Genomic DNA, 22,978 nt, shown 5'->3' on the forward strand with positions numbered 1-22,978 from the left:
GACTTACCTATCTATGTCAAAACTAGTACATCTGATTTTACTGTCCCTAATTTCACTTCCTGCTTTTGCTCAAAATAAAGGGGATTTTCAATCGTCGATTATAAAAAGAGAGGACTGGAATGCCAAGCCGCCACAATTTGAAATCCCAGCCCATACCCCACAGTTTATCACCCTACACCACACTGCGGTTAAGCAAAATGCGGGGATAAGCATAGAGCAAAAACTCCAGAACCTCCAGGCTTTTTCGATTTCAAGTGATCCCTTGGCCGATGGCACCCCCCGAAAAGGCTGGTCCGATGTCCCCTACCACTTTTACATAGATATGGATGGCAACATCGCCGAGGGGAGGAAAATAGAACTGCAGGGTGACTCAAACACCAACTATGACCTCTCAGGACATGTGTCTATCGTATTGGAAGGCAACTTTGAAGTTGAAGAGGTATCCCCCAGTCAACTTGCCAGCCTTCAGAATCTGATTGCTTTTCTCAATGACAACTACGGTTTGCCGCTGAATTCTATTTCCGGCCATCTGGACCAAGCGATGACTTCATGTCCCGGCAAAAACCTCTACAGTTTAATTCCCCAATTACAATCCACGCCATGACCACCAAGATCAGACTTTTCATAGTATTGTTTTTCCTTTCCTGGCAACTACCCGCCCAGGAGATTCAATTGGATTGGATCGAAAGAGCTGATTTGAATATCCTTTTGCCCAATTCCATTCGGGTTTATGAAAGTCATGGACAACTGGCTGATGGTTCGCCTGTCAAGGCAACCTATACAAAGATTGACTTGAAGGATGATAATTTAAATTTCAAAGCAGTGGGGAGCAACATCGCTAGGCAAACCACCCTGGATGCTGCTTTGCAAAATGATGCCCTAGTGGCGATCAACGGCGGGTATTTTTCATCCAATGAATCCGTAAGTTTATTGATTTCCGACGGGGAATTGATAGCATCGGGGCCTGCCCAGGGCACCGCAAGGGGTGCCATGGGTTTTATTGCAGGACAGCCTGAGATTACCTGGCCGCATATAAACCCCGACAATCAGGAAATCTACTCATTTCTATCCCCCACGGTTGGGGAAGGCGATTTTGATGCGGCAAATAAATGGAAGGCCACCCAGGCAATAGGAGGTGGACCGGTGCTGATAAAAGATGGGCAAATTGAGAATTATGGGAAGGCAGAAGGGTTTGGAGGCAGCCATTTGGCCAGGCATCCACGCACGGCCGTTGGCTACACCGCTGATGACCAGCTAATTCTCATGATAGTAGACGGCCGGCAGGAATCAAGTGCCGGGGTCACCTTGGATGAATTGGCCGAGTTGATGAAAGGCATCGGCAGCTACGAGGCCCTCAACTGGGATGGTGGCGGGTCTTCGGCGATGATAGTGGCCGATGAGGTGGCCAATATCCCATCTGATATCCCCGGGGGCAATCGGAACAGCCTCAGAAAAAATGCCTCAGCTCTGGTCATTCAGGAAAAGAAAAAAAGCAACAAGCCCAAAACGATAATCCTTGACACTGAGCATGAACAGTATGCCGAGAAGGGAATTTGGAAGGACAGCAACCATTCCAGCTACTACGGCCATTCCCCGAGCAGAATTGCCAATGCGGAAAGTACATACAATTCTGCAGCTTATAATATTGAGGGATTGGAGGGTAAAAAATACCAATTGGCCAGCTGGTGGACAGTGAATACCAAGACCAATTCTTCAAAAAATCAAGCCGTCATTCATCATTTGGAGGGAATAGACAGTGTTTTCATCCATCAAAATGATATTAAAACAAGCGGGAAATGGAATGTACTGGGCGAATATAAATTTGGTGAGAATTCTAAAGTTGAGTTTTTCCCCCAAGGGGAAGGAAAATTGGTAACTGACGCACTGAGGTTGGTAGAAATGAAGGATAGTCAGAAGATCCAGAAAAGAGGAGACTTGCGACTAGCTGTGATAAGTGATTTGAATTCGGGTTTGGGTGCCGCGGATTATGAATGGCAGGTGGACAGCATCATCCAGCGGATCCCGAGACTATGGCAACCCGATATGGTAGTGTGCGGAGGTGATATGGTGGCCGGAATGGGCATCAGTGATCCTGAGCATTTGAATAAAATGTGGGCAGGCTTCGACAAGCACATTGCCGCACCGCTAAGGCAGGCAAACATCCCATTTGCTTTTACGCTGGGCAACCATGACGGTCCTCGGTCCTATCCCATAGAGCACCAGGCGGCCAAGGAGTTTTGGAAAGACCCTGAAATGGAAACCGGGTTGGAGTTTGTCGACCAAAGCAATTTCCCCAATTGGTATTCCTTCAAAAAAGGAAATGCTTTTTTCATTTCTTGGGAAGCCTCCTCCCCGGTTATTAACCAGGAAAATTTGGAATGGCTGGAAGAACAATTGTCCAGCGAGGAAGCACAACAGGCCCAATACAGGTTTGTAATGGGTCATATGCCCCTATACGGAGTGGCACAGGAAAGGGACTCCAAAGGAAATGTGCTGGAAAATCCAGAGAAGCTAAGGTCAATCCTTGAAGAGTATGGTGTGCATACTTACATCAGCGGCCACCAGCACGCCTATTATCCCGGCAGACGAGGAGATCTGGAACTGCTCAATGCCGGTGCGGCAGGCTCTGGGCCCAGAGGCTGGCTGAATATGGACTTCCCTCCCCAACACACGGTGACCATCATGGATATTTTTTACGAGCAGGATACCATCATCTATACCACCTTTGATATCAAGGAAAAGAATGCCGCTGACATGAAGGTTTTTGACTACAAGAAGCTACCTCCAGCGGTGTTTGGCGTCAATGGTCATTTGATCAGAAGGGATATCCTACTTGCCGAAACCTTTTCAACCGGAAAAGATCAAGCCATAACCTTGCAAGTCAAAGGAAATGCTTTTGTAACCTCAGGGAGAAACTTTAATCGAAAAGACAAAACTTTAAAGTTTTATAAAGGGAGAAATACGGAAGAGGGGGAACTTTTAAAATCTTTCGAAATTTCGCCTGATAAAAGCGGCCAATTTGAAACCAGTATTGACTACGATCGGGACTGGCATGAATGGTTAGCGGCTGGGGCAATTTACGCCCAAGTAGATAATTATCCACCTAGGCACCTTCTAAGCAGTGAGTTTGCCACGCCATCTGCTCCAACTATCACCAGCCACAACCCCAGAAACGTTTATGGGGTCAGGGACATTGAGGCCCTTTATACTGTAGAATGGTCCCCGGCAGAAAGTGCAATGGGGAACTGGATAGGCTATACCTATCAGGTTTCCGATTCGGAATCTTTCGCCAAGGTTTTGTTCGAAAAAGAAACAAATAGGGTCACTGAAGTGAAAATGCGGGAAAGCGACTGGTATGCTATGTTGGAAAATAAGCCATCAGGCCAACCAAAAACCCTTTTTCACAGGGTAATTTCTTCTGATGGAAAAAATGACGTTCACTCCAGCCCTTCCCCTATCCATTTAATGAAAAGCGAGGAGCCATTGGAGGACTTCATTGAGGTTCCGGCTCCAGATTATCAGTTTGTCGGAAAAGTGGAAGGGGCATCGGGAGCAGGCTATGGAGCACTCTGGGATGATGAGGGGAAACTTTGGCTGGCTGATTACGGTGGTAAACTAACCGTAATTGACCCAGATGGAACCGAGTCAACTCTTTCACCAATTAAGAAGGTGGAGTTGGATGGAGAGGAGCTCTCCTTGAACCCCATCAATGGCATCGGGCTTGACAACGATGGGCATATATTGATAGGCAGGAATAGACTCTTGCTAAAAATTGATTCCAAAACTGGAGAAGGCCTTGCCAAGTGGGAAGTGCCGGAAGGCAACCGTGCGATCACCTCTCCAAGAGCTGCCAAAAATGGGGAAGTCTACGTCATGTCCTTGTTTGCTGAAGACGGCAATTTTGTCCTTAAGCAGAATGGGAAAGCTTTTGAAATGGTTAGGGAGTTAATCTTGCCTGACCGCATTTTGGCACGCACCTTTGAAATGGAGAAAGAGGGGAAAAGACTCTTTTTCCCCAACCCAGGGAGCCCCTATATCCAAACTTACGAAAGTGAGGACGGCCAAAATTTCAAATCAGCCGAGGATATCACAAGCATTGCTGCAGGATCCAATGCCATCCATGTGAGCAGTGAGGGGAAAATATATTTAGCTGTAAGGGCGAGTGGTGTAAAACCTGCAACGTTCCACTTTAGGGATGAAAAAAACAAGAGAATGTGGACTTTGGATTTGCCTGAAGTACAGGGTGCTGAAGCGCGAGGCATAGGCGTTTCCCCTGATGGCAAAACCCTAATATTTTGCAGTTATGACAAAGGTGGGGGATATTATATCTATAAGCTAAAAGAGGATCAATAGGCTATTTCTTCATCTTCCTGTTTTCTTCGGCGCGGTGCTTTACAATCCGGCTGATTAAATCCAGCGGCAGGGGCTTGTCGAGTGGAAATTGGATAGAGCCTTTACCTGTTTTATAGGCCTTTAACTCATCTTCAAACTCCTCCATACCTTTGGGGACGGGGTAAAAACCAATATGGTGTTTGAAGGCGGCGAAATGAACCAGGTTGCCGTTTAGTTTGTAGGTGGGCATTCCATAACTAATCGATTCTTCAGCTTCGGGTGCGGCCCGGCGTATTACGGCTCTGACAAGCTCAAGCATCAGCTGTACTTTTTTAGGAAAGGAGAATATGTATTCCTTAACCGATTGCGGTTGTTCTTCCATAATGTCCAAAATCTAAGCAAAAATCCAAATGTAGTTTCGTTAGAAGGAAACGCAAAATCAAAGAAAAACATCTCACATCTTTCAATTATCTCACATTTTATCCTCTTGATTATCATGGTCGTATGTTATTCCCATGGCAAACATAAATAAACCATAAAACACAGTACCTATTGCCACGATCGAAAATGCCCATTTCCCGACTTCTTCACCAAGAAAATTAAAGGCTTTATCGGTATTGACTATAGCTTCAGGGTTTTGATCAAACCCGGCTTCAATGTAGAAATAACCAATAATACCAATGATAATTCCCCTGGCAAAATAACCTACCCAGGCCAAAACATGGATCATCGTCTCTTTCCATGAGGTGAAATGGGAAATTTCCACCCGCTCATCATATCCTTTGGTCACACCGTAATAGAACTGCACTAGGGCTACCAATACAGCTAAGACACCTATGGCAATGATCAGGTATTCACCCGCCCCGTATTCCAGCATCTCCCCTACCATTTCCCGTTCCTCCTCCGGTTCTCCATCCTCTCGGATGCCTGTGGCTCCAAACACCACCATGATACCTGAATAAACAATAAAGGCATCAGCCAGAGAACTTAGACCAATGCCAATTCTCCTTCCGATGCCTATATAATCACTCCCATATTTATAGGGATCTTTGTAGGCTTCAATTATTCTCCAAAACACAAAGCAAAGCCCTCCGGTAAGAACAATAAATATAAAAACCTGTCCAGCTATACTGTCCTCCATCATGGCCATCATGCTACTTTCATCTGCACCGCCTTCTTTTATTTTCAGGAGAGAAAGCATGGCCATCACGCCTATAGCGGTATACAAAAGACCAGTGGAAAATGAACCGTAAATAGGCAAATAATGGATTACTGTACGCAGGTTTTTATTTTCGACCATATGGAGAAAGTGGCTAATTGCTCCATGTTTTAAGTCTAATTAGAAGCCTTTTGTTTAGCAGCATTTTCCATGGCCTCGTAGATAACCTGGTACACGTTCGTTCTGGTGTTGAGCTTGTAAAGCTGGGTATTTTCCCTGGTGGGATGAACCCTATTGGATAGGAACACGTAAACAATCTGGTTTTCAGGATCTACCCAGCCATACGTCCCCGTAAAGCCTGTATGGCCAAAACTGGTTTCAGGTGCACTTGCGGCAGTATTGCCCTTTGGATCTCCAGGACGGTTTGGCCGGTCAAAACCCATAGCCCGATAATTCCCTTCCTCACAATTCACACACTTGCTGTATTGGCTTACCACATTGTTTTTGATAATTTCCTCTCCTCCATAATGTCCATCATTCAGGTATAGGTGAAGGAGTTTTGCCAGGTCATTGGAAGTACCAAACAAGCCGGCATGCCCGCTCACACCTCCAAACATGGCTGCTCCCTCATCGTGTATGGTGCCCTTGAGCAATTGCTTCCTGAAAAGGCTGTCGTATTCCGTTGCAACGATTCTGTCGAGCGGATAGGTTTTGTAAGGGTTGAAAATAAGGTGCTCAGCTCCTATGGGAGCAAAGATGTTCTCTTCCAAGTAGGCGGTAAATTCTTGTCCTGTGATGTTTTCAACTACCTTGGGCGCAAGGATAAAGGATAGGTCACTATAAACATATTTTCCCTTTTCCGAAACCGGGGAATTCATGATCTCTTTGTAAATCTTCTTTGCGTAATTTCTGTGGATATACAAGTTATCGGCTGATTTGACAGGGAAACGTCTAGAAGAATCAGATTTAAAGGTAAACCATTTAAATTTCCCGCTTTTCCTCACGGTCTGTTTCCAGAAAGGTATCCAAGCCTGAAGCCCTGCCTGGTGGGTCAGAATGTCGGCGTAAACCAGATTCTCCTTATTGGTGCCCTCTGCCATGGGAAGGTAGGTGCCGAGGGTCTGGTTTTCATCAAACTTCCCTTCTCCCCTGAGCTTCATAAACGCCGCCAAAGCTGTGGAAATCTTGGTCAGGGAAGCCAGGTCATAAAGGTCGTCCAACTGTACCTCCTGCTCCTCATCGTAGGTATGGTTGCCAAAGGCTTTGTGATAAATCACCTTTCCCTCTTTGGCCACCAACACCTGGGCACCCGGCGTAGCTTTTTGCTCAATTGCCTCATGCACCAAATCGTCTATTTTTTCAAAGTCCCGAGAGGCTAATCCAAATTCTTCAGGGGAAGAATACCCCATCCGGAAACCACTTTCGGTTTTCAAACCATCCCCGATTTTGAAATGGGAGGACACATTGACCGGAAGCTTACCTTTGGCTCCAACTCCACCGAAAATAAGCTGGGAAGCCACATCCTGAGCCATATCCGTTTCCTGGTAGGCAGCAATCACCGCATGCGCTTCATGGAGGCCTTCAAATTTTTCTAGGCTGTAAACATTCCCAAAAACCGATACAACGGTGGGCTGTTGCTCTATCAGTCCTTTTAGGAAAAGGTTGACATTGGAAGTCACCCCAAAATTGCTACCTCCTGCTTTTAGCTGCAGCTTATGCACCCCAACCAAAACCGTGGTGTAATCCGACAGCCTTTTTTTCATCTCTGCAATCTCCTCCAGACCGGCATTTGCGGATAGGAAAAACTTGTCGACTTTGCCGTATCTTTCAAGCCCTTTTTGAAAAGGCGTGGTATTTTCTGTGCCTATTGCCAAGGCGGCAATTTTCTGTTGGCCCAGATTTTTTAGTGGCAGGATGTCGTCTTTATTTCTCAAAAGGGTAAGTGAAGCCTCGGTAAGTTTTCGGTTCAAAAACTCAGCTTCTGGGTTATTAAGATCTTTGACCAGGTTTTCAGTTTCAATTGGCTTCATTTGATCCATGCCGAGCCAATGTTTGGCTTTGAGCACTTTCATCACCCTGCGGTCAATTTCCTCCATGCTGATCTCGCCGTTTTCAATGGCTTTCTTTACCTCCTTGATGGTGTTTCTCACATCCATGGTATTGAGCAACATATCATTTCCGGCCAGTAAGGCTTTCACATCTACCACTCCTGGTTCGTAATATTTGGCCACCCCCTGCATATTTAGCGCATCAGTAAATACCAGTCCTTCATAGCCCATTTCTTCCTTCAGCAGATCGGTCACGATTGGTTTGGATAAAGTTGAAGCCAGGTTTTCTGTAGGATCAAGCGTAGGTATACTCATGTGGGCCACCATGATGCTGCCCAAGCCTTCCTTGAAAAGCTCTCTGAAAGGATATAATTCAAGGTCTGTCAAACGGTGTTTGGAGAAATGAATCACCGGTAAGCCGTAGTGGGAATCCACGTTGGTATCCCCATGACCCGGGAAGTGCTTGGCATTGGCCAAGATTCCCTCATCCTGCATGCCCTTCATATAGGCAATGCCTTTTCTGGCCACATTCTCCTTATCTTCCCCAAAGGACCTGAAACCGATCACCGGGTTGTTGGCGTTGTTGTTGATATCCACCACAGGGGCGAAATTAACATGAATCCCCATCCTTTTGCAGTGGCGGGCGATCTCCCTGCCCATTTCATAAATCAGCTCATCGTCTTCGATGCCACCTAGCGACATCTGATAGGGAAATCTCATGGTGCTGTCAAGGCGCATGGCCAATCCCCATTCCGCATCTATCGTGATCATCAGAGGGATTTTGCTTTCTTCTTGGAAGCGGTTGGTCATATGGGCCTGCCGGACAGGTCCCCCCTGGAAAAAAATCAACCCGCCTACTTTATATTCTTTCACCAAGTTACTGATGGAGTCAATGTGAACTTGGTCTTTGTTGGAATAGACCGGAATCATAATCAACTGGGCAATTCTTTCCTCCTCGGTCATGGTGTTGAAGACCGAGTCTGCCCAATCGCTTTCTTGGGTTAGAAATATGGGTCTCTTGTATTCTTCCTGCTGGGCCAAAAGGCTTGAAACCGACAAAGCTGTTAACAAAACAGTCAGCAAAACAGCTTGAAGGGATTTATTTAAAATTCTCATGAGGCAATAAATGGGTATTTAAGCTAATATGAAAATGGGATTCATCCATTAAAATTAGGCAATTGAATGCAAGTGACAAATAAAAGGCCCTTCACATCGAAGGGCCTTTTTGCAATTTTAACCAACTGGAAACTTACCAGCCTGGATTCTGCTCCAATGTCACACCGTTTTCCCTGTAAAGGGCAATCTGGTCAATCGGAATAGGATCAAGGTAAACTCTAGGATTGTTGAATACCCGCTGTGCAGCCTCAACTGGCGCAGGGATGATATATCCTTCATTTCCTTCGGAAAGCACTACGCTACTCTGAAGTCCAGGAAAATCCGACTCACGGATCCACGCACCACGGTTGATGGTTGGGTTTTCTCTGGTATCCGTATATTCCATTTTCTTCCATCTTCTCAAATCGTTCAAACGGAATCCTTCCATCATCAACTCGATTCTTCTTTCTCTTCTGATTTCCCAAATCAAAGGAGAAACAGATTGATCCTGATTTGGATCTTGGTAAGGCACCCCGTTAACAGAAAACTGGTCACCGGCAACCTGAACTGCAGGCATATCAATTCCTGGTCGGGCTCTAAGCACGTTGATAGTTTTGTCCACATCATCCTGTGTCAAACCTGTGCCACCCAAGGAACCAAGTTCCGCAGCAGCTTCCACATAATTCATCAATACCTCTCCGTATCGGATCACCGGGGCATCAATAATGTTAAGATTGGAGCTTCCTTCAGGGGTATTTCGAATACTTTCATTCAAGAATTTGTGCGTGGAAATCCCCGAAGTACTGTACTCTGGAATGATACCATTTACTCTATACTCATCCGTCACGAAGGTTTCATACATTCTACCGTCACGATTAGACAGATATTCTTCTCTGGTTCTATCTCCTTGATAGTTTGGAGAAAGAGAAATCGGAAGACCATCAGCCATTAGATAGGAATCGATAGCATTTTTGGATACCCCAGTCTGCGGCTCAAAGTTGTTGTAACTCATCAACGAGTGGGACAACATCCCCGGCTCATAGTGTCTATACATGATCACCTCTGGGTTTCCCGCAAGGTTGATAGAAGTAAAGGTCTCACGATAATTGGTTAGAGAATAACGACCTGATCCAATCACTTCGTCAGCAGCCCACTTGGCAGCCTCAAGGTATTCTGAAGCCTTTGCATTGTTGCCTTCGTGATATTTCTGCCAGGTACCTTCAAAAAGCATGGCTCGGGACATGAATGCCAAAACCACATCCTTATTTACGGTCAAGCCCGAAACCCCATCGCTTACTCGCACATTTTCAGCAGCAAACTGGAAATCCTCCAACACTCTGTCCATGACATAGGCTCTTGGATCCCTAGGTCTGTAAATTTGTGCTTGATCACCTTCATTCACTTCCTCTCCTATCCAAGGCACATCCCCAAATTGGTTGACCATGTTAGAATATTCCATGGCCCTGAAGAATCTGGCTACACCTAACCAGTGGTTGATAGCCCCTTCTTCCATAGGAACTGTCTGGATTCTGTCAATAAAGATATTGGCCTTTCTGACCCAGTTGAAGTTGTAATAAGTAGCCGTGGAAGCCGTCACGGGATTCAGGCGGTACTGCGGAGGCGTAGTTGGTGAAAAGTCATCATTCAAGCTTTGGCCTGCAAAGTAACTCCCCCAGGTCCAACCTGTACCATATCCTGTGAAATATTTGGAATAAAAGCCCCAAGCAAAAGTCCGGACATTCTCTTCCGTAGTCCAATATGTTTCATCTGTCAACTGATCGATCGGTGGCTTTTCGAGAAAATCCTCTGCACAGCCCCCAACCGCCACCATGGCAGTGAGTAAACATCCGATTATTTTATTTTTCATTATGCTAAAATTTTAAATCTTAAAGTGTGAACTGGAAACCTGCTGAATAGCTTCTTCTATAAGGGTAAACTCTACCGAAAGAAGCTGGATCATCTAATCCCGCCTGAGTGTAATCGGTCTCCGGATCAATTGGAAGATCCAAGTTTGTAAACTCAAATAGGTTTTCACCAGAGATGTAAACCCTCACCCTGTCAATTTTTATCCTTTGAGTCAATTCAGTTGGAAGTGTATAACCAAGGGTTATGTTCTTCATTCTCAAATATGACATATCAAGAAGGTATTGCGTCTGAGGCAGGAAGTTTCTTGCATTTGCAGACTGTCCTTGGTCAGTAGGCCTTGGATAGAAGGCATTCGGGTTTTCAGGCGTCCAATAATCCAACTGGTGCGCATACCAAGCCTCTCCTGGACGGAATCCTGGAACGGCCAAAGGTCCACTGGCCCAGAAATCTCTTTTCCCTACACCTTGAAGGAAGAAGTTGAAATCAAAACCTTTGAAATCACCACCTACTCGCAAACCATACTGATACCTAGGTGTAGAGTTACCAATTATTCTCCTATCACCTGGATCATCTACAGTACCATCACCAGGAGTAATGGAACCATCACCGTTAAGGTCTCTGTATTTCACATCCCCAGGTCCGTAGAAGAACCAGCCACTTTCATAGAAAGACTGATCAGGAATCCCATCTCTCATGATGTACCTGCCATCCTCCAATACAAACTCACCGTTTGCATCCTGCACAAAATCATTAGCAGTGAACAATCTGTCGGTTTCGTAACCCCAAATCTCCCCCAATACTTTTCCAGGTCTGTCTTGATCGATACCTCTGTTATCAGCGAATTCAGTGATTCTTTCTTGGAAGTCAGAAAGCATTAGCGTGGTGTTCAATCTGAAGCCGTTGTTGAAAACGTGGCTATAATCTACGGCCAACTCCCAACCTCTAGTCTGCAATTCACCCCAGTTTTGCTTGGTAGGCGTGGTACCGAAGGTTGTTGGCACTACCAAACCGGCACTGTGCATGTCGCTGGTGGTTCTTTCGTACCAGTTGAAGCTCACGCCGAACTTGTCTCTCCAGAATCTGGCATCAAACCCGATGTCCAAAGTACTGATGGTTTCCCAGGTCAAGTTGGTAGGTAGTGCACCTGGAGTGGCCGTAGTGATCATGTTTTCATTTCCAATCATCCAATTTGAAGTGGATGAACCCATGATTCTATAAATGTCTCCTAGGAAAGCATTTTGGTTACCAATTGAACCATAAGAGCCCCTAAGTTTCAAGAAGGTCAAAACTGGTGCGAGTGGCTGCATGAAATCCTCTTCTGTAACTACCCAACCCGCCGACATGGATGGGAAAAATGCCCATCTGTCAGTTGGAGAAAGTCTGGACGAGCCATCATATCTACCGTTAAGTTCAAAAAGGTATTTTTCTTTGTAGTTATAGTTGAAACGGCTAAAGAAACCCAAAGTAGCCCAAGCATTTCTATCACCATCCACAAACATATCGCCCGTTGCAAGAGAAATTTCTCCTCTATTCGGATCCATCAAATTTCTTCTCTGAGACCAGTGCGACCAGAATTCAAAAGATTCCATATCCGAACCTGCCATCACCTTGAAGTTATGGTCATTGTTGATGTCAAATTCATAGGTGGCAATTGCTCTACCAACATGTCTCTTGGACCATTCGGAATCATACTGCACTCTATTGTAAGCAGGGCTACTATATGGTTCATAAATCAGGTTAGCACCTGTTGCCCAGAAATTATAGGCAGAAAGCACACCCCCAGTTTGGTGCAGGTTGGTGTTGTTATTCGAATAGGTATAATCCAAATTAATGGAAAGTCCTCTTAGTGGTCTCAAGGTAGTACCCAGGTTGATACGGGACATGGTCTCATTTTCTTGGTTCATGTGAGCCTGCTCTACTTCAGAAATGGAATTTCTGAAAGGTCTCCCTTCATAGGTACCGTAAGGGTACACAGACTGCCATCTAAAGATGTAATACCAAGGGTCATAGGTCTCGGAGGAGAAGTAGAAAGGTCTTGTAAAATTACTTTCTGTATAAAGTACTTTGGCTCTTACATCCATCCAATCGGTTACCGCTGTATTTACAGAAAAGTTAAGGTTGTAACGGTTATACTCATCAGGATTGACTTTCAACTGGCCACTTTGGCCCAAATAACCGGCACTTAAGAAATAGCTTGTTTTTTCAGTTCCTCCAGATACAGAGATATCGTGCTTCTGCTGAGGGGTGTATTGTCTTAGGAAAAGATCTGCTGGGTCCCAAGAGCGGTAGAAGAACAGACGGCCGTCACGGATTTCAAAATCACGTCCCATCACCATTTCCATTCCTAAATCCTGTCCGCCATAATTGGCTTCCCACTCACGCATTTTTTGGATCCCCTCTTGGTCAAAGAACATCCCCACTGCGCCAAAAACGTTGGTTGAAGGGTTGGTTCTCTGCAAAGCACGGAAAGCCATTTCAGCGCCATCAGCACCAGGAGCGATTACCGGAGTAGTGGTAGGCGTGCTATATGCAATGTTATTGGAATAGGTGATTTTTGGCTTGCCACCTTTCACACCTGATTTGGTAGTGATCAAAATCACGCCCCAAGCAGCACGCGAACCGTAAATGGAAGATGCGGCAGCATCCTTCAATACGGAGATACTTTCGATATCCTCTGGGTTGATGAGCTGAAGGCTTTCAATCTCCACGTTATCCACTAGGATCAAAGGCTGGGCACCGTCGGTGTTACTCAAGGTTCCCGTCATCCCTCTTAATCGGATATTTGGATTCTGGCCAATCTGCCCACTTGGCGTGGTGATAGTAAGGCCGGGGGTAGTACCCTGAAGACCTCTACCCACATCGGTAATTGGTCTACTTTGAAGCACTTCGGTATCTACGGTCTGTACAGCACCGGTCACCAAGCTTCTTTTCTGAGTACCGTAACCAACAATTACCACCTCATCCAGGGTGTTGGTATCAGTTCCTAGTTCTACATTAATAACCGATTGGTTACCTACTTGCTTTTCTTGGGTTAGCATCCCGATAAAGCTAAAGCGAAGCACGGCATTTTCATCCACCTCAATGGAATACCGGCCGTCGATATCGGTGGAGGTGCCTGTGGAGGTGCCTTTGACCATTACGCTTACACCTGGCAACGATTCACCGTCATCTGCCGATGTAACTACCCCGGTCACGGTCCTCGTCTGCGCTTGAGCAGAAAAGTGCAACAGGAGAAAACATAAAGACCAGATGGAGGCCTGTAAAAGTTTTTTCATGTGTTTAATTAATTAAGGGTTTTGATAAGAGTTTTAAGTAGTTCAATAGGCACCTAAACCTTCAACCCCCTTGAAAACAGCAGGTTAAAAAGCTAAGGTTACTTTATAGGTTTTTTGTTGGGTAAATTTTTGGATTTTTTAACATTCATCCATCCCTGAAAACAGGGATATTAATAAATCACTGATTCGATAAAGGCAGTTTTGCTGAAGAAAAGGGGGCACGGAGGTACGCGGAGTTTGGCACTGAGTTGCACAGAGTCTCCTTCGCGGAAAGAAAGGGGTCACCAAGGGCACAAAGTCAAAAAAAAGGGCACTAAGGCTTCTTCGCGGCTACCTAGATCGTCACCTCGAGGCCCTATATTTTGCAAGCACACCCAATGCTACGACGATATAATTTCTCGCTGCGGCGCTGCGAAAACCGCCGCGATCGCTGCGAGAACTTTTACTCGTTATTAGTACTGAAGATTAGCGATTTTCCTAGTCGCAGTTATACCTTAATGAATATCTTGTTTCTTTCCATGAAGTAGCCCACTATCCATAGGGTGAGCATGAAGGAAATGGCAAAGAGCAGGGAGGCGGTTTTGTCTACATTCCAGCTTAGAAATGCATTTTGGTATATCCATCTGGAAAGGGGCACCTCTCCCACCCTGATGATGGAAAGCGTTTTAATCAGTGCTCCCGAAAGGATAAAAAGGATTAGGGGATTTTTGCCAAAGACTTCGAAAAAATAGGTCCATTTAGCGATTTTCAATTTCTCAATAAGAAAAATCAATCCCGATAAAACTATCAAACTCCATCCTGTACTATAAACGACAAAGCTACTGGTCCAAATAGGTTTATTGATAGGAAACCAAATGTCCCAAAGCAAGCCGACCAGTACACCAATGGCTCCTGCCAATAGCAACATCCTGGTTTTGCGAAGAAGATTGGTTTCTTTTTGAATGTATAACCCGGCCCAAAACCCGGTAAGTACATTTACCACAGCGGGGAAAGTGCTCAAGAGGCCTTCCGGATCAAATGGAAGTCCAAAGCCTTTGTACAAGTTGGATTCAGGAATAATCAAGGCGTCAAATTTGAGCCCTGCATTACCTTTAAGACCAAAAGGTTCAGCCCCATCCCCGAAAGCCCACATCACTGCCCAATAAAGCAGCAACATCCCAGCGCCTACCCAGTAAGTGGTTTTGATTTTGCAAAAATGCACGATCAATCCTGCAAATAAATAACAAAGTGCAATCCTCTGAAGGACCCCCATGATTCTTACCTCCGTAAAATCTTTCATCAGAATCTGCCCATCTGCATTCCGGTATATGAAGGGGAAAAGGGTAAGCGAAACCCCAAAAAGAAAGATCAATCCGGCACGTTTGAAAAGTTTCACCAAAACCTCCTTCCGGTCCCCTTCCTTGAATTTTTTAAGCCCAAAGCTCATAGCGTTACCCACCACAAATAAGAAGGATGGAAAAACCCAGTCTGTGGGCGTAAATCCATGCCAAGGGGCATGCTTGAAAGGAGCATAAATATGCCCCCAGCTCCCAGGCGTGTTCACCACGATCATCAAACACACCGTCAGCCCTCTCAACACATCAAGTGAAAGGTATCGCTGTCCTTGTTTGGTTAAAGTAGGTTGTGGGGTTACTTGGGTGGCCATGGTATTTCAAATCTTGAATTGAGGCTCCAATATTAGCCAAAAAATCTACATAGGGAAAAGATTTAGTATTTATTTGACAAAAGGAATATAGTTTTATAAAATTTTAGGTTAAGTTCACCTCTAAGAAATTATTCGTTTCTTACCCCAATAAAGCCTTGTATATTGCAGTTTCAATTAAAAGACCCAGAATAATGATCAAAGTGTTGGTAGCGGATGATCATCAAATGTTTATTGATGGTATTAAATCCATGTTGGAGACTTCGGAAAACATTGAAGTGGTGGCAGAAGCCATGAATGGCAAGCAGGTTTTGGAAATTTGCGAAAAGCGGGAAGTGGATCTTGTCATCATGGACATCAGCATGCCCGAACTCGACGGATTGGAAACCAGCAAACAGTTGCTGAAGCTTTATCCTGACATTAAAATTTTGGGGCTTTCCATGCATAATGACCGGAATTTCATATCCGACATGCTCAAAACAGGCGCACATGGCTATATTCTCAAAAACACGGGCAAGCAAAACTTAATTGAAGCCATTGAAGCCATCCATGGTGGTGAAACTTTTTTAGGGGAGCAGGTACAGCAGACCCTGCTCAACAGTTTTATGAAAAAAAGCAAAAGTCTGCAGGTAGAAAAACTCTCCAGCAGGGAGCAAGAAGTGCTGGAAAGTATCGCCACAGGCATGACTACCCAGGAGATTGCTGAGCAACTTTTCATCAGCAAGAACACGGTAGAAACCCACCGAAAGAACTTGCTTTTTAAGTTAAAGGCCAAAAACACAGCGGAATTGGTCAACAATGCCTACAAGGAAAGACTGATTCAGTGATTGTGGTAAATCCCTATTTTCAGGGATGTGAGAAAAACCAATTCCCCACATATTTGTGGGGAACAGTTTTTCTTTTTAACCGACAAGCATGTTATTAATCGCTGATAGTGGCTCTTCAAAGACCAATTGGAAATATATTAACGGGAACGGGGAGGTTTTGGAGTCCATCAAGACGATCGGACTGAATCCCTATTTTCTTTCCCAGGAAAATATCACAGAAATAATCACGGAGCAGCTTGCTCCCAAAATTGACAGCCTCCGCTCCGTCCATTTTTACGGTGCTGGCTGCGGTACTCCAGAGAAACAGGAAATAGTGCAGCAAGCCATCATGAATGGTCTTTCTGTCTTTGATGTAGAAGTCAAGGGGGATATTTTGGGCGCTGCCCGGGCGCTTTTTCACGACTCTGAAGGCATTGCCTGTGTGATCGGGACGGGTACGAACAGTTGCCTTTATGATGGAGAGGAAATAATCCAAACTGTTCCCTCCCTGGGATACATGCTGGGAGATTTTGGCAGTGGTGCGGTGATTGGAAAGGAATTTTTGGCGCTTTTGCTTCAAGAAAAGCTTCCAAAAGTGATTGAATACAGCTTCAAAGAAGATTTTGGACTGACCACACCGCAGATCTTGGACAAAATTTACAATAAGCCTTTGGCCAATAGATTTTTAGCAAGTTTCGTCCCTTTTCTCCGGAAACATGCTGAAACTCCCGAGTTGCGAAAAATGATCAAAAACGGTTTTTCACAATTCATGGATTATTACATCCGCCCTTACCGGAACAAATCTGAAAGCACCATCGGCATAGTGGGTTCTGTTGGATTTTATTTTCAGGATTTTCTTCTGGAGGTAGCTTCTGATAAAGGTTACAAAATCCGCACAATCATGGCCGACCCTATGGAAGGGCTGATCAAATACCATTGCTCACACCAATACGACCCAAAATGATGAAAAGACTCCTTGTTGTTTTAATTGCCCTTTTGACCGGAAATGTACATGCCCAAGACAGCCCAAAAAGAGAATTGAGGGCTGTTTGGATCGCCACAGTGGAGAATATTGACTGGCCTACCACCAGAAACAAAAGTGCGCAGGAGCAGCAGGAGGAATATGTCAAAATGCTAGATCATTTCCAGGAGTTGGGCATGAACGCTATCATCATGCAGGTGCGACCTACCGCTGACACCTTTTACCCATCATCTTACGAACCCTGGTCAGCCTATTTAACAGGTGCGCAGGGACGCCAGCCCAACACCTATTACAACCCCTTGACTTTTTTGATCCAAGAAGCAAAAAAGAGAGGACTGGAATTCCACGCCTGGTTCAATCCCTACAGGGCCAGCAATTCCAAGGACTTCATACCCCATGCGGAGCACCCCCTGGTGACCAATCCTGAGTGGTTTGTCCATTATGGAGGGAAATGGTACTATGACCCGGGGATACCGGCGGCACGGGAATTTGTGTTTAAATCCATTTTGGAGACTGTCAAGCATTATGACTTGGACGCGGTTCATTTTGATGATTACTTTTATCCCTACAAGGTTCCTAATGAGGATTTCCCGGATTCCTTAAGTTACAAAGTTTACGGTCAGGATTACGACCATATCGATGATTGGAGACGGCAGAATGTAGACACCTTTGTGGAGGAATTGGGCCAAAGGATTAAGGAAGAAAAACCTTTTGTAAAGTTTGGAATCAGTCCTTTTGGGGTTTGGAGAAATAAGGACATGGACGAAATGGGCTCCGACACCAAGGCTGGGGTGACTAATTATGATGACCTGTACGCAGATGTGCTCAAATGGCTAAGGGAGGGATGGATTGATTACATCACCCCGCAACTTTACTGGCAGATTGGCTTTGAAAGGGCTGAGTATAAAACATTGGTAGACTGGTGGTCAGAGCATACCTTTGGAAGACACCTTTATATTGGACAGGGGGTGTATAGATTGGGTCAGGATGGCTGGAAGGAGCCTTTGGAAGTTCAGAATCAGATAAACTACAACCGCGAAAATCCCAAGGTGAACGGCAGCATGTACTTTAGTGCCAAAACTTTCGTAAACGACCAAGGCGGCTTGAATTCAAAAATCAAGGATGTTTATCCAAATAAGGCCTTGGTGCCTACCATGCCCTGGATAGAATCAGAAAGTCCAGCGGCGCCGATTCTGGATGAAATTACCGGCTCGCAAGGTGAAGGAATTACTCTGAATTGGCGGGATGGATTGCCTTACAGTAATGCCTATTATGCGGTATACAGAGTAGAGGGTTCAGAGGAGCAGCTTGATTTGGAAAATTCCGCCAATATTATCGCCATCGTGCAGCGCTCCGCATACGGAGACCAGCACTGGACTGATGGCTCAGCTGAAAAAAGAACAAATTATACGTATCAAATAACGGCTTTGGATAGGCTGCACAATGAAAGTGAGCCTAGCAATGCCGTACAGATCCGCACCCGGGGACGGAGAGGAAGTATCCGGCTCCGATAAAAGAGCATAGAAAAGTTGTTTTTGGTTTAAGCAGATTCTATTTTGAATAAGGGGTACTCTTTGTAGTTTCCCCTTATTCTTATTTTCTTTGCTCAGCACATCAATCCCATTTTCTTATGGCTTTTCCCCAAAGCTCCCCCACCATACAAAACAATGATCCCAACTGGGCAAGACTAAAAAAAGCGTTTGAAAAGCTGGATTCTAAAAATGAATTCCCTTCCCATATTGGAGTTTTGGTTACGGGCTTGGCTGGGTCGGGTAAAAGCACTTTGATCCAATCCTTCATTTCGGAATTCTACGCTGCATTCCCATTATTGCAAACCCATCACAAAAAGCAGCAGCGTAATATCCCTTACTCCGAATTCAAAGATGCCATAGGGGCATTTATTGGACAGGTGTACCAAGAAAAAACTCAAGATGAGTTTCTCCTGTTTTCTAAAGCATTGAAGGGGCATTTTGGTAAAGATTTCCCAGTAATTTTGGAGTACATTCCTGAGCTAAACCTTCTGGCTGGCCAGCACCATGCTGAGGTGGACAAAACTGTCCCCTCCATCGAAAATCAGCTTTACCCCCTTATTCTGAAACTTTTCCAATTCATTAGATCATACTTTGGGCAACCGGTGATCCTTTTTACGGACGATCTGCAGTGGATGAGCGAGGCTGAAATCAACCTGCTCAAATTTCTATTGGCTCATCTTCAAAAAGACATTTTGATATGGGTTGGAGCATTAAGGCCTATGCAGGGGCAGGACTCCCCTATCCCACATTTGATCGATAGCCTAGGTTTTGAAAACAGGGTAATTGAACAAATAGGGATAGAAAGCCTCAACAAATCCCAGAGCAAGCTTTTTATTGAAAACCAGCTGGATGGCCCCTGTTCACCCCACATAGTGGACCTCTGCCATAAGCTGAGCAAAGGGAAATTACTTCACCTGCAATTGATATTGGAGGACCTGAAAACCCGAAATCTCCTACAGAAAAATGGAAGAGAATGGTCAGGCGATATAGCGGTAATTCAAAGTCGCCTATCCAACCATTCGCTGGAAAATTTCCATCAGGTCAAGCTTAACAAGCTCAGCCCTGAAACCCAGAAGTTGGTTCAGCGGCTGGTATGTATAGGTTCCATAAGTAAAAAGCTGCTGCTGGAATGGTATAATGGAGATAGCGGGATGTTGGATAAAATGCTCCACGAGGGACTACAGCAAGTAATCCTTTCCCAAAAGGGGCAGGAGATCCAAATCCGGGACACCCATTTGGGTGAAATGATTTACAACAGCATCTCCCAAAAAGATAAGGATATTTATCATTTTGGCTTTGCCCAGTTGCTATATAGTTCAGAGGAAAACATTTCCAACCCCCAATTATATATAATTGCTGCTACCCATATCAATTTGGTTATTCCGTTTTTGAGAAGAAGCGGGCAGTTGGAGTTTGGAGCCATTCTTAACTATAAGGCGGGGATGATATCCAAAAGGGAAAAGGCGTTTAGCCAGTCCAAATCATTTCTCAAAATCAGCGGCAATCTGCTCAAAGAATGTGAATGGAATAGGGTCTCAGAGCAGATTTACCAGGTTTACATGGAAAGGGCGAAGGTCGAATATTACCTTGGGGATTTTGATTTGGCTGAAGTGCATTTGGACTTTTTACTGGATAAATTTAATGAGTTTGAAAAAAGGGCGCCTGTATATCGGCTCAAGATTGTCATCAACAACCATTTTGGCAAATACAGAAAGGTGCTGCAGATCCTAAAGCAAAGTTTGGCAGAGCTGGGTCTGACCTTGCCTCTTAAAAAATCCCTGAAAAAGGAAGTTGACCTTCTCGCTGAAAAACAGGAAAAAGGTTTGCCTTTTGGCAAGGATCTACCTGCGGCCAACAACCAATTTATAACGGACTTGCTAAATGTGGGTGGCATGGCTCTACACCATACCTCAGATTTATTGATGAACTGGGCTGCTCTGCAGATTATTTTAAGGTCTGAATGGTCCGAAAACCAATCCATAAAAGCCATCGGCTATGTTTCTTATGCGAGGCTTAAAATCAATGCTGGAGAGTATAAAAGAGGCTTGGAACTTGGCAAGAGGGGTATGATTTTCAACCTCAAAAACCATGACCACCAGTATCGATGCAGGGTTTTTGGGGTGTATGGGTTCTACATCTTGCCGTGGAAAGAGGATTATGCCAAAAGCAATGAAATCCTTACCGAGGGAATTGAGTCGGGAAGGTTGTCGGGTGACCTGATTGGTTTGTATATCCTCAAAACCCACTTGTTTAACCTTCACTTCATCTCAGGCCGCCCGCTTGAGCAATTGCTTCAGATAAGATTTGAGGAAACCCATCCCCGCATGGAGTTAACTTATTACATCACCCAGTACCAACAGCACCTGGTGAGTTACCTGCTTGGGCGCACGCCGACTTTCGGACTTCCACAGCAAAGGCCGTCTTATTTGGCGGCTGTGCTTACGATCAAGGAAGAGACCTTTTACCGAAATTATGTTCTTTCACTCTATTATTTTCTGGGTGGACATTACGAAATCGCCACCCAAACAGCTCTGATAGCACAAGAAAACAGCACACTGCAGGAAGGCTCCCCTTTAATCCCGGCAAACCTGTTGATTTTGGCTCTTTCGATTTCGCAAAATCATCATGCTGACCAAACAAGTTTAGCCATTCAAGAATTTCAGGAAATAGTCAGCCAGTTTGAGATTTGGGCGGAATTAAATCCTGCCAACTTTTCAGCCCAACTATCTTTGTTATTGGCAGAAAAAAGCCGGATCAGCCAAAATCACCAAGAGGCCAATTTCTATTATACAGAAGCCCTAAAGCAGGTGGCCGCCGACAACTTTTTTCTAAAGGGTTTAGTACTGGAATTATTTGCCAAATCACAGTTGTCCTGCCATGCAAACTTGGAGGAAATAAGGACATTATTGATAGAAGCCAAAAGAGAATATCAAACATGGGGAGGACAGGCAAAAGCTGATCAACTGGAATTACAATACGATTGTATTCTTTCCTCCTCGACCATTTATAGCCTGGATCATCTCGATATCGAAACTATCCAAAAGGAGCTCAGCGGAGACTTAAATGTAAAATCACTCATTCAAAAATTGATGGTGCTAATCCTGAGGTTTACGGGAAGCACCGGTGTGGGGATTTATCTTTCTGAAAACCACGGGGAATTGAACCAGGCAGGAATGTCATTTTCCTACCCACAACTGGCTGAGGATAGGGAACTCTTCCCAAAATCCCTCATTCTGATGGCCCACAAAACCAAATCAGCCTTGATTATAGGGGACACCGAGGCCGGCACCATCCACCATCAGCCCGAATTGGCTGTGAGAAAGGTAAAATCATTCAGTATCCTTCCTATTTCCATATCCGGCACCAATTCGATGGTGGTGTACTTGGAAAATACATTAGCTTTTGATTGGTATAATGAAAAGCTAATCAGGTGGGCCAAAACGATAGCAAACCAAGGGTTGATCATCATTGAAAATGCACTAATCCATGAAAACACCATTATGCTCAACAAAGAGCTTCGCAAGGAAATGGAGGAAAAACAGCAGCTCGCCGAATTGATCCAACGACAGAAGGACGACCACCTCAAGGCAATGGTGGAATCCTTGGACTCTGAACGTGGCCGGATAGCGGGAGATTTACATGACAGCATTGGGTCGATGCTCTCAAGTGTGAAGTTCAAGTTTGGCGGGATTCAGGAAAGCCTTTCCCTGATGGAGAATGATAATTTCAACGGGGCCATCCATATGCTTGATACCGCCATCGATGAAGTGAGAAAAATAGCTCATGAAATGTCCCCAGTGGGACTGAAAAAATTTGGACTGCAGGCGGCCTTGGAAAGCTTTATTTCCAACCTACAAAACGCCAGACAACTCCATATCAACTTTCAGATGTTAGGTTTCAAAAAGAGGCTTTCGGAGCAAATGGAGTTGGTACTTTACCGGATCTGCCAAGAGTTGGTTCAAAACGTATTGAAGCACGCACAGGCCACTGAGTTGGACATACAACTGATACACCACAAAAAGTCCATCAACCTGACCGTGGAAGATAATGGCAAAGGTATGGATACCGGCAATATCCTTCACGGCTTCGGTTTCCTAACCATTCAGGCCAAAATCAAGTTGCTAAAGGGGGAATTCAATATAGAAAGCCGTAACGGCAAGGGCACCTTGGTATGGGTGGACATTCCCCTATAATCTTCAAATTAGCTTTCTTTAACGCTTTGATTTCGGAATTTCGGGCGA

General features: G+C 44.9%; 12 protein-coding genes. 6 read left to right on the top strand and 6 right to left on the bottom strand.

Annotated features, from left to right (window positions below; all coding sequences use genetic code 11):
* Positions 1–13: 13 nt before the first annotated feature.
* Together KI659_RS15440 and KI659_RS15445 are read left to right on the top strand one after the other, a co-directional pair.
* On the top strand, positions 14–604 hold the full coding sequence (locus KI659_RS15440) for a peptidoglycan recognition protein family protein (RefSeq protein ID WP_213946271.1): 591 nt from the start codon (positions 14–16) through the stop codon (positions 602–604).
* A complete protein-coding gene (locus KI659_RS15445; RefSeq protein ID WP_213946272.1) occupies positions 550–4,353 on the top strand; it encodes a phosphodiester glycosidase family protein in 3,804 nt (1,267 codons plus the stop codon). Before KI659_RS15440 ends, KI659_RS15445 begins: the two co-directional genes overlap by 55 nt.
* Position 4,354: 1 nt before the next feature.
* Here the strand turns inward: KI659_RS15445 and KI659_RS15450 are convergent, their stop codons facing one another.
* The 6 genes from KI659_RS15450 to KI659_RS15475 all read right to left on the bottom strand — a co-directional run bounded on the left by KI659_RS15450 (position 4,355) and on the right by KI659_RS15475 (position 15,420).
* A complete protein-coding gene (locus tag KI659_RS15450) occupies positions 4,355–4,714 on the bottom strand; it encodes an iron chaperone (protein ID WP_213946273.1) in 360 nt (119 codons plus the stop codon).
* A gap of 90 nt (positions 4,715–4,804) precedes the next feature.
* Entirely contained in the window at positions 4,805–5,632 is an 828-nt protein-coding gene (locus tag KI659_RS15455) for a DUF1206 domain-containing protein (protein WP_213946274.1), read from the bottom strand.
* 35 nt (positions 5,633–5,667) lie between these two features.
* Positions 5,668–8,655 (bottom strand): glycoside hydrolase family 3 N-terminal domain-containing protein, encoded by a 2,988-nt coding sequence (locus KI659_RS15460; RefSeq protein ID WP_213946275.1) that lies wholly within the window; start codon positions 8,653–8,655, stop codon positions 5,668–5,670.
* Between the two features lie 133 nt (positions 8,656–8,788).
* Positions 8,789–10,501, bottom strand: a complete 1,713-nt coding sequence (locus KI659_RS15465) for a RagB/SusD family nutrient uptake outer membrane protein (RefSeq protein ID WP_213946276.1) — start codon at positions 10,499–10,501, stop codon at positions 8,789–8,791.
* 19 nt (positions 10,502–10,520) lie between these two features.
* Positions 10,521–13,775 (bottom strand): SusC/RagA family TonB-linked outer membrane protein, encoded by a 3,255-nt coding sequence (locus KI659_RS15470; protein ID WP_246535439.1) that lies wholly within the window; start codon positions 13,773–13,775, stop codon positions 10,521–10,523.
* A gap of 487 nt (positions 13,776–14,262) precedes the next feature.
* The gene (locus tag KI659_RS15475; RefSeq protein WP_213946277.1) at positions 14,263–15,420 is read right to left on the bottom strand and encodes an acyltransferase family protein; all 1,158 of its coding nucleotides are present in this window, start codon (positions 15,418–15,420) and stop codon (positions 14,263–14,265) included.
* A gap of 191 nt (positions 15,421–15,611) precedes the next feature.
* Here KI659_RS15475 and KI659_RS15480 point away from each other — a divergent pair, with 191 nt between their 5' ends.
* The 4 genes from KI659_RS15480 (at position 15,612) to KI659_RS15495 (ending at position 22,930) form a co-directional block, all read left to right on the top strand.
* Positions 15,612–16,244: a response regulator gene (locus tag KI659_RS15480; protein WP_213946278.1), complete on the top strand. Its 633-nt coding sequence runs from the start codon at positions 15,612–15,614 to the stop codon at positions 16,242–16,244.
* An 88-nt stretch (positions 16,245–16,332) separates the two neighbouring features.
* Entirely contained in the window at positions 16,333–17,187 is an 855-nt protein-coding gene (locus KI659_RS15485; protein ID WP_213946279.1) for an N-acetylglucosamine kinase, read from the top strand.
* Positions 17,184–18,719: a glycoside hydrolase family 10 protein gene (locus KI659_RS15490; protein WP_213946280.1), complete on the top strand. Its 1,536-nt coding sequence runs from the start codon at positions 17,184–17,186 to the stop codon at positions 18,717–18,719. The genes KI659_RS15485 and KI659_RS15490 overlap by 4 nt, the downstream gene beginning before the upstream one ends.
* Positions 18,720–18,835: 116 nt before the next feature.
* Positions 18,836–22,930: an AAA family ATPase gene (locus KI659_RS15495; RefSeq protein ID WP_213946281.1), complete on the top strand. Its 4,095-nt coding sequence runs from the start codon at positions 18,836–18,838 to the stop codon at positions 22,928–22,930.
* Positions 22,931–22,978 lie beyond the last annotated feature (48 nt).

The organism is Litoribacter ruber, assembly GCF_018449405.1.
GTDB classification, from domain to species: domain Bacteria; phylum Bacteroidota; class Bacteroidia; order Cytophagales; family Cyclobacteriaceae; genus Litoribacter; species Litoribacter ruber.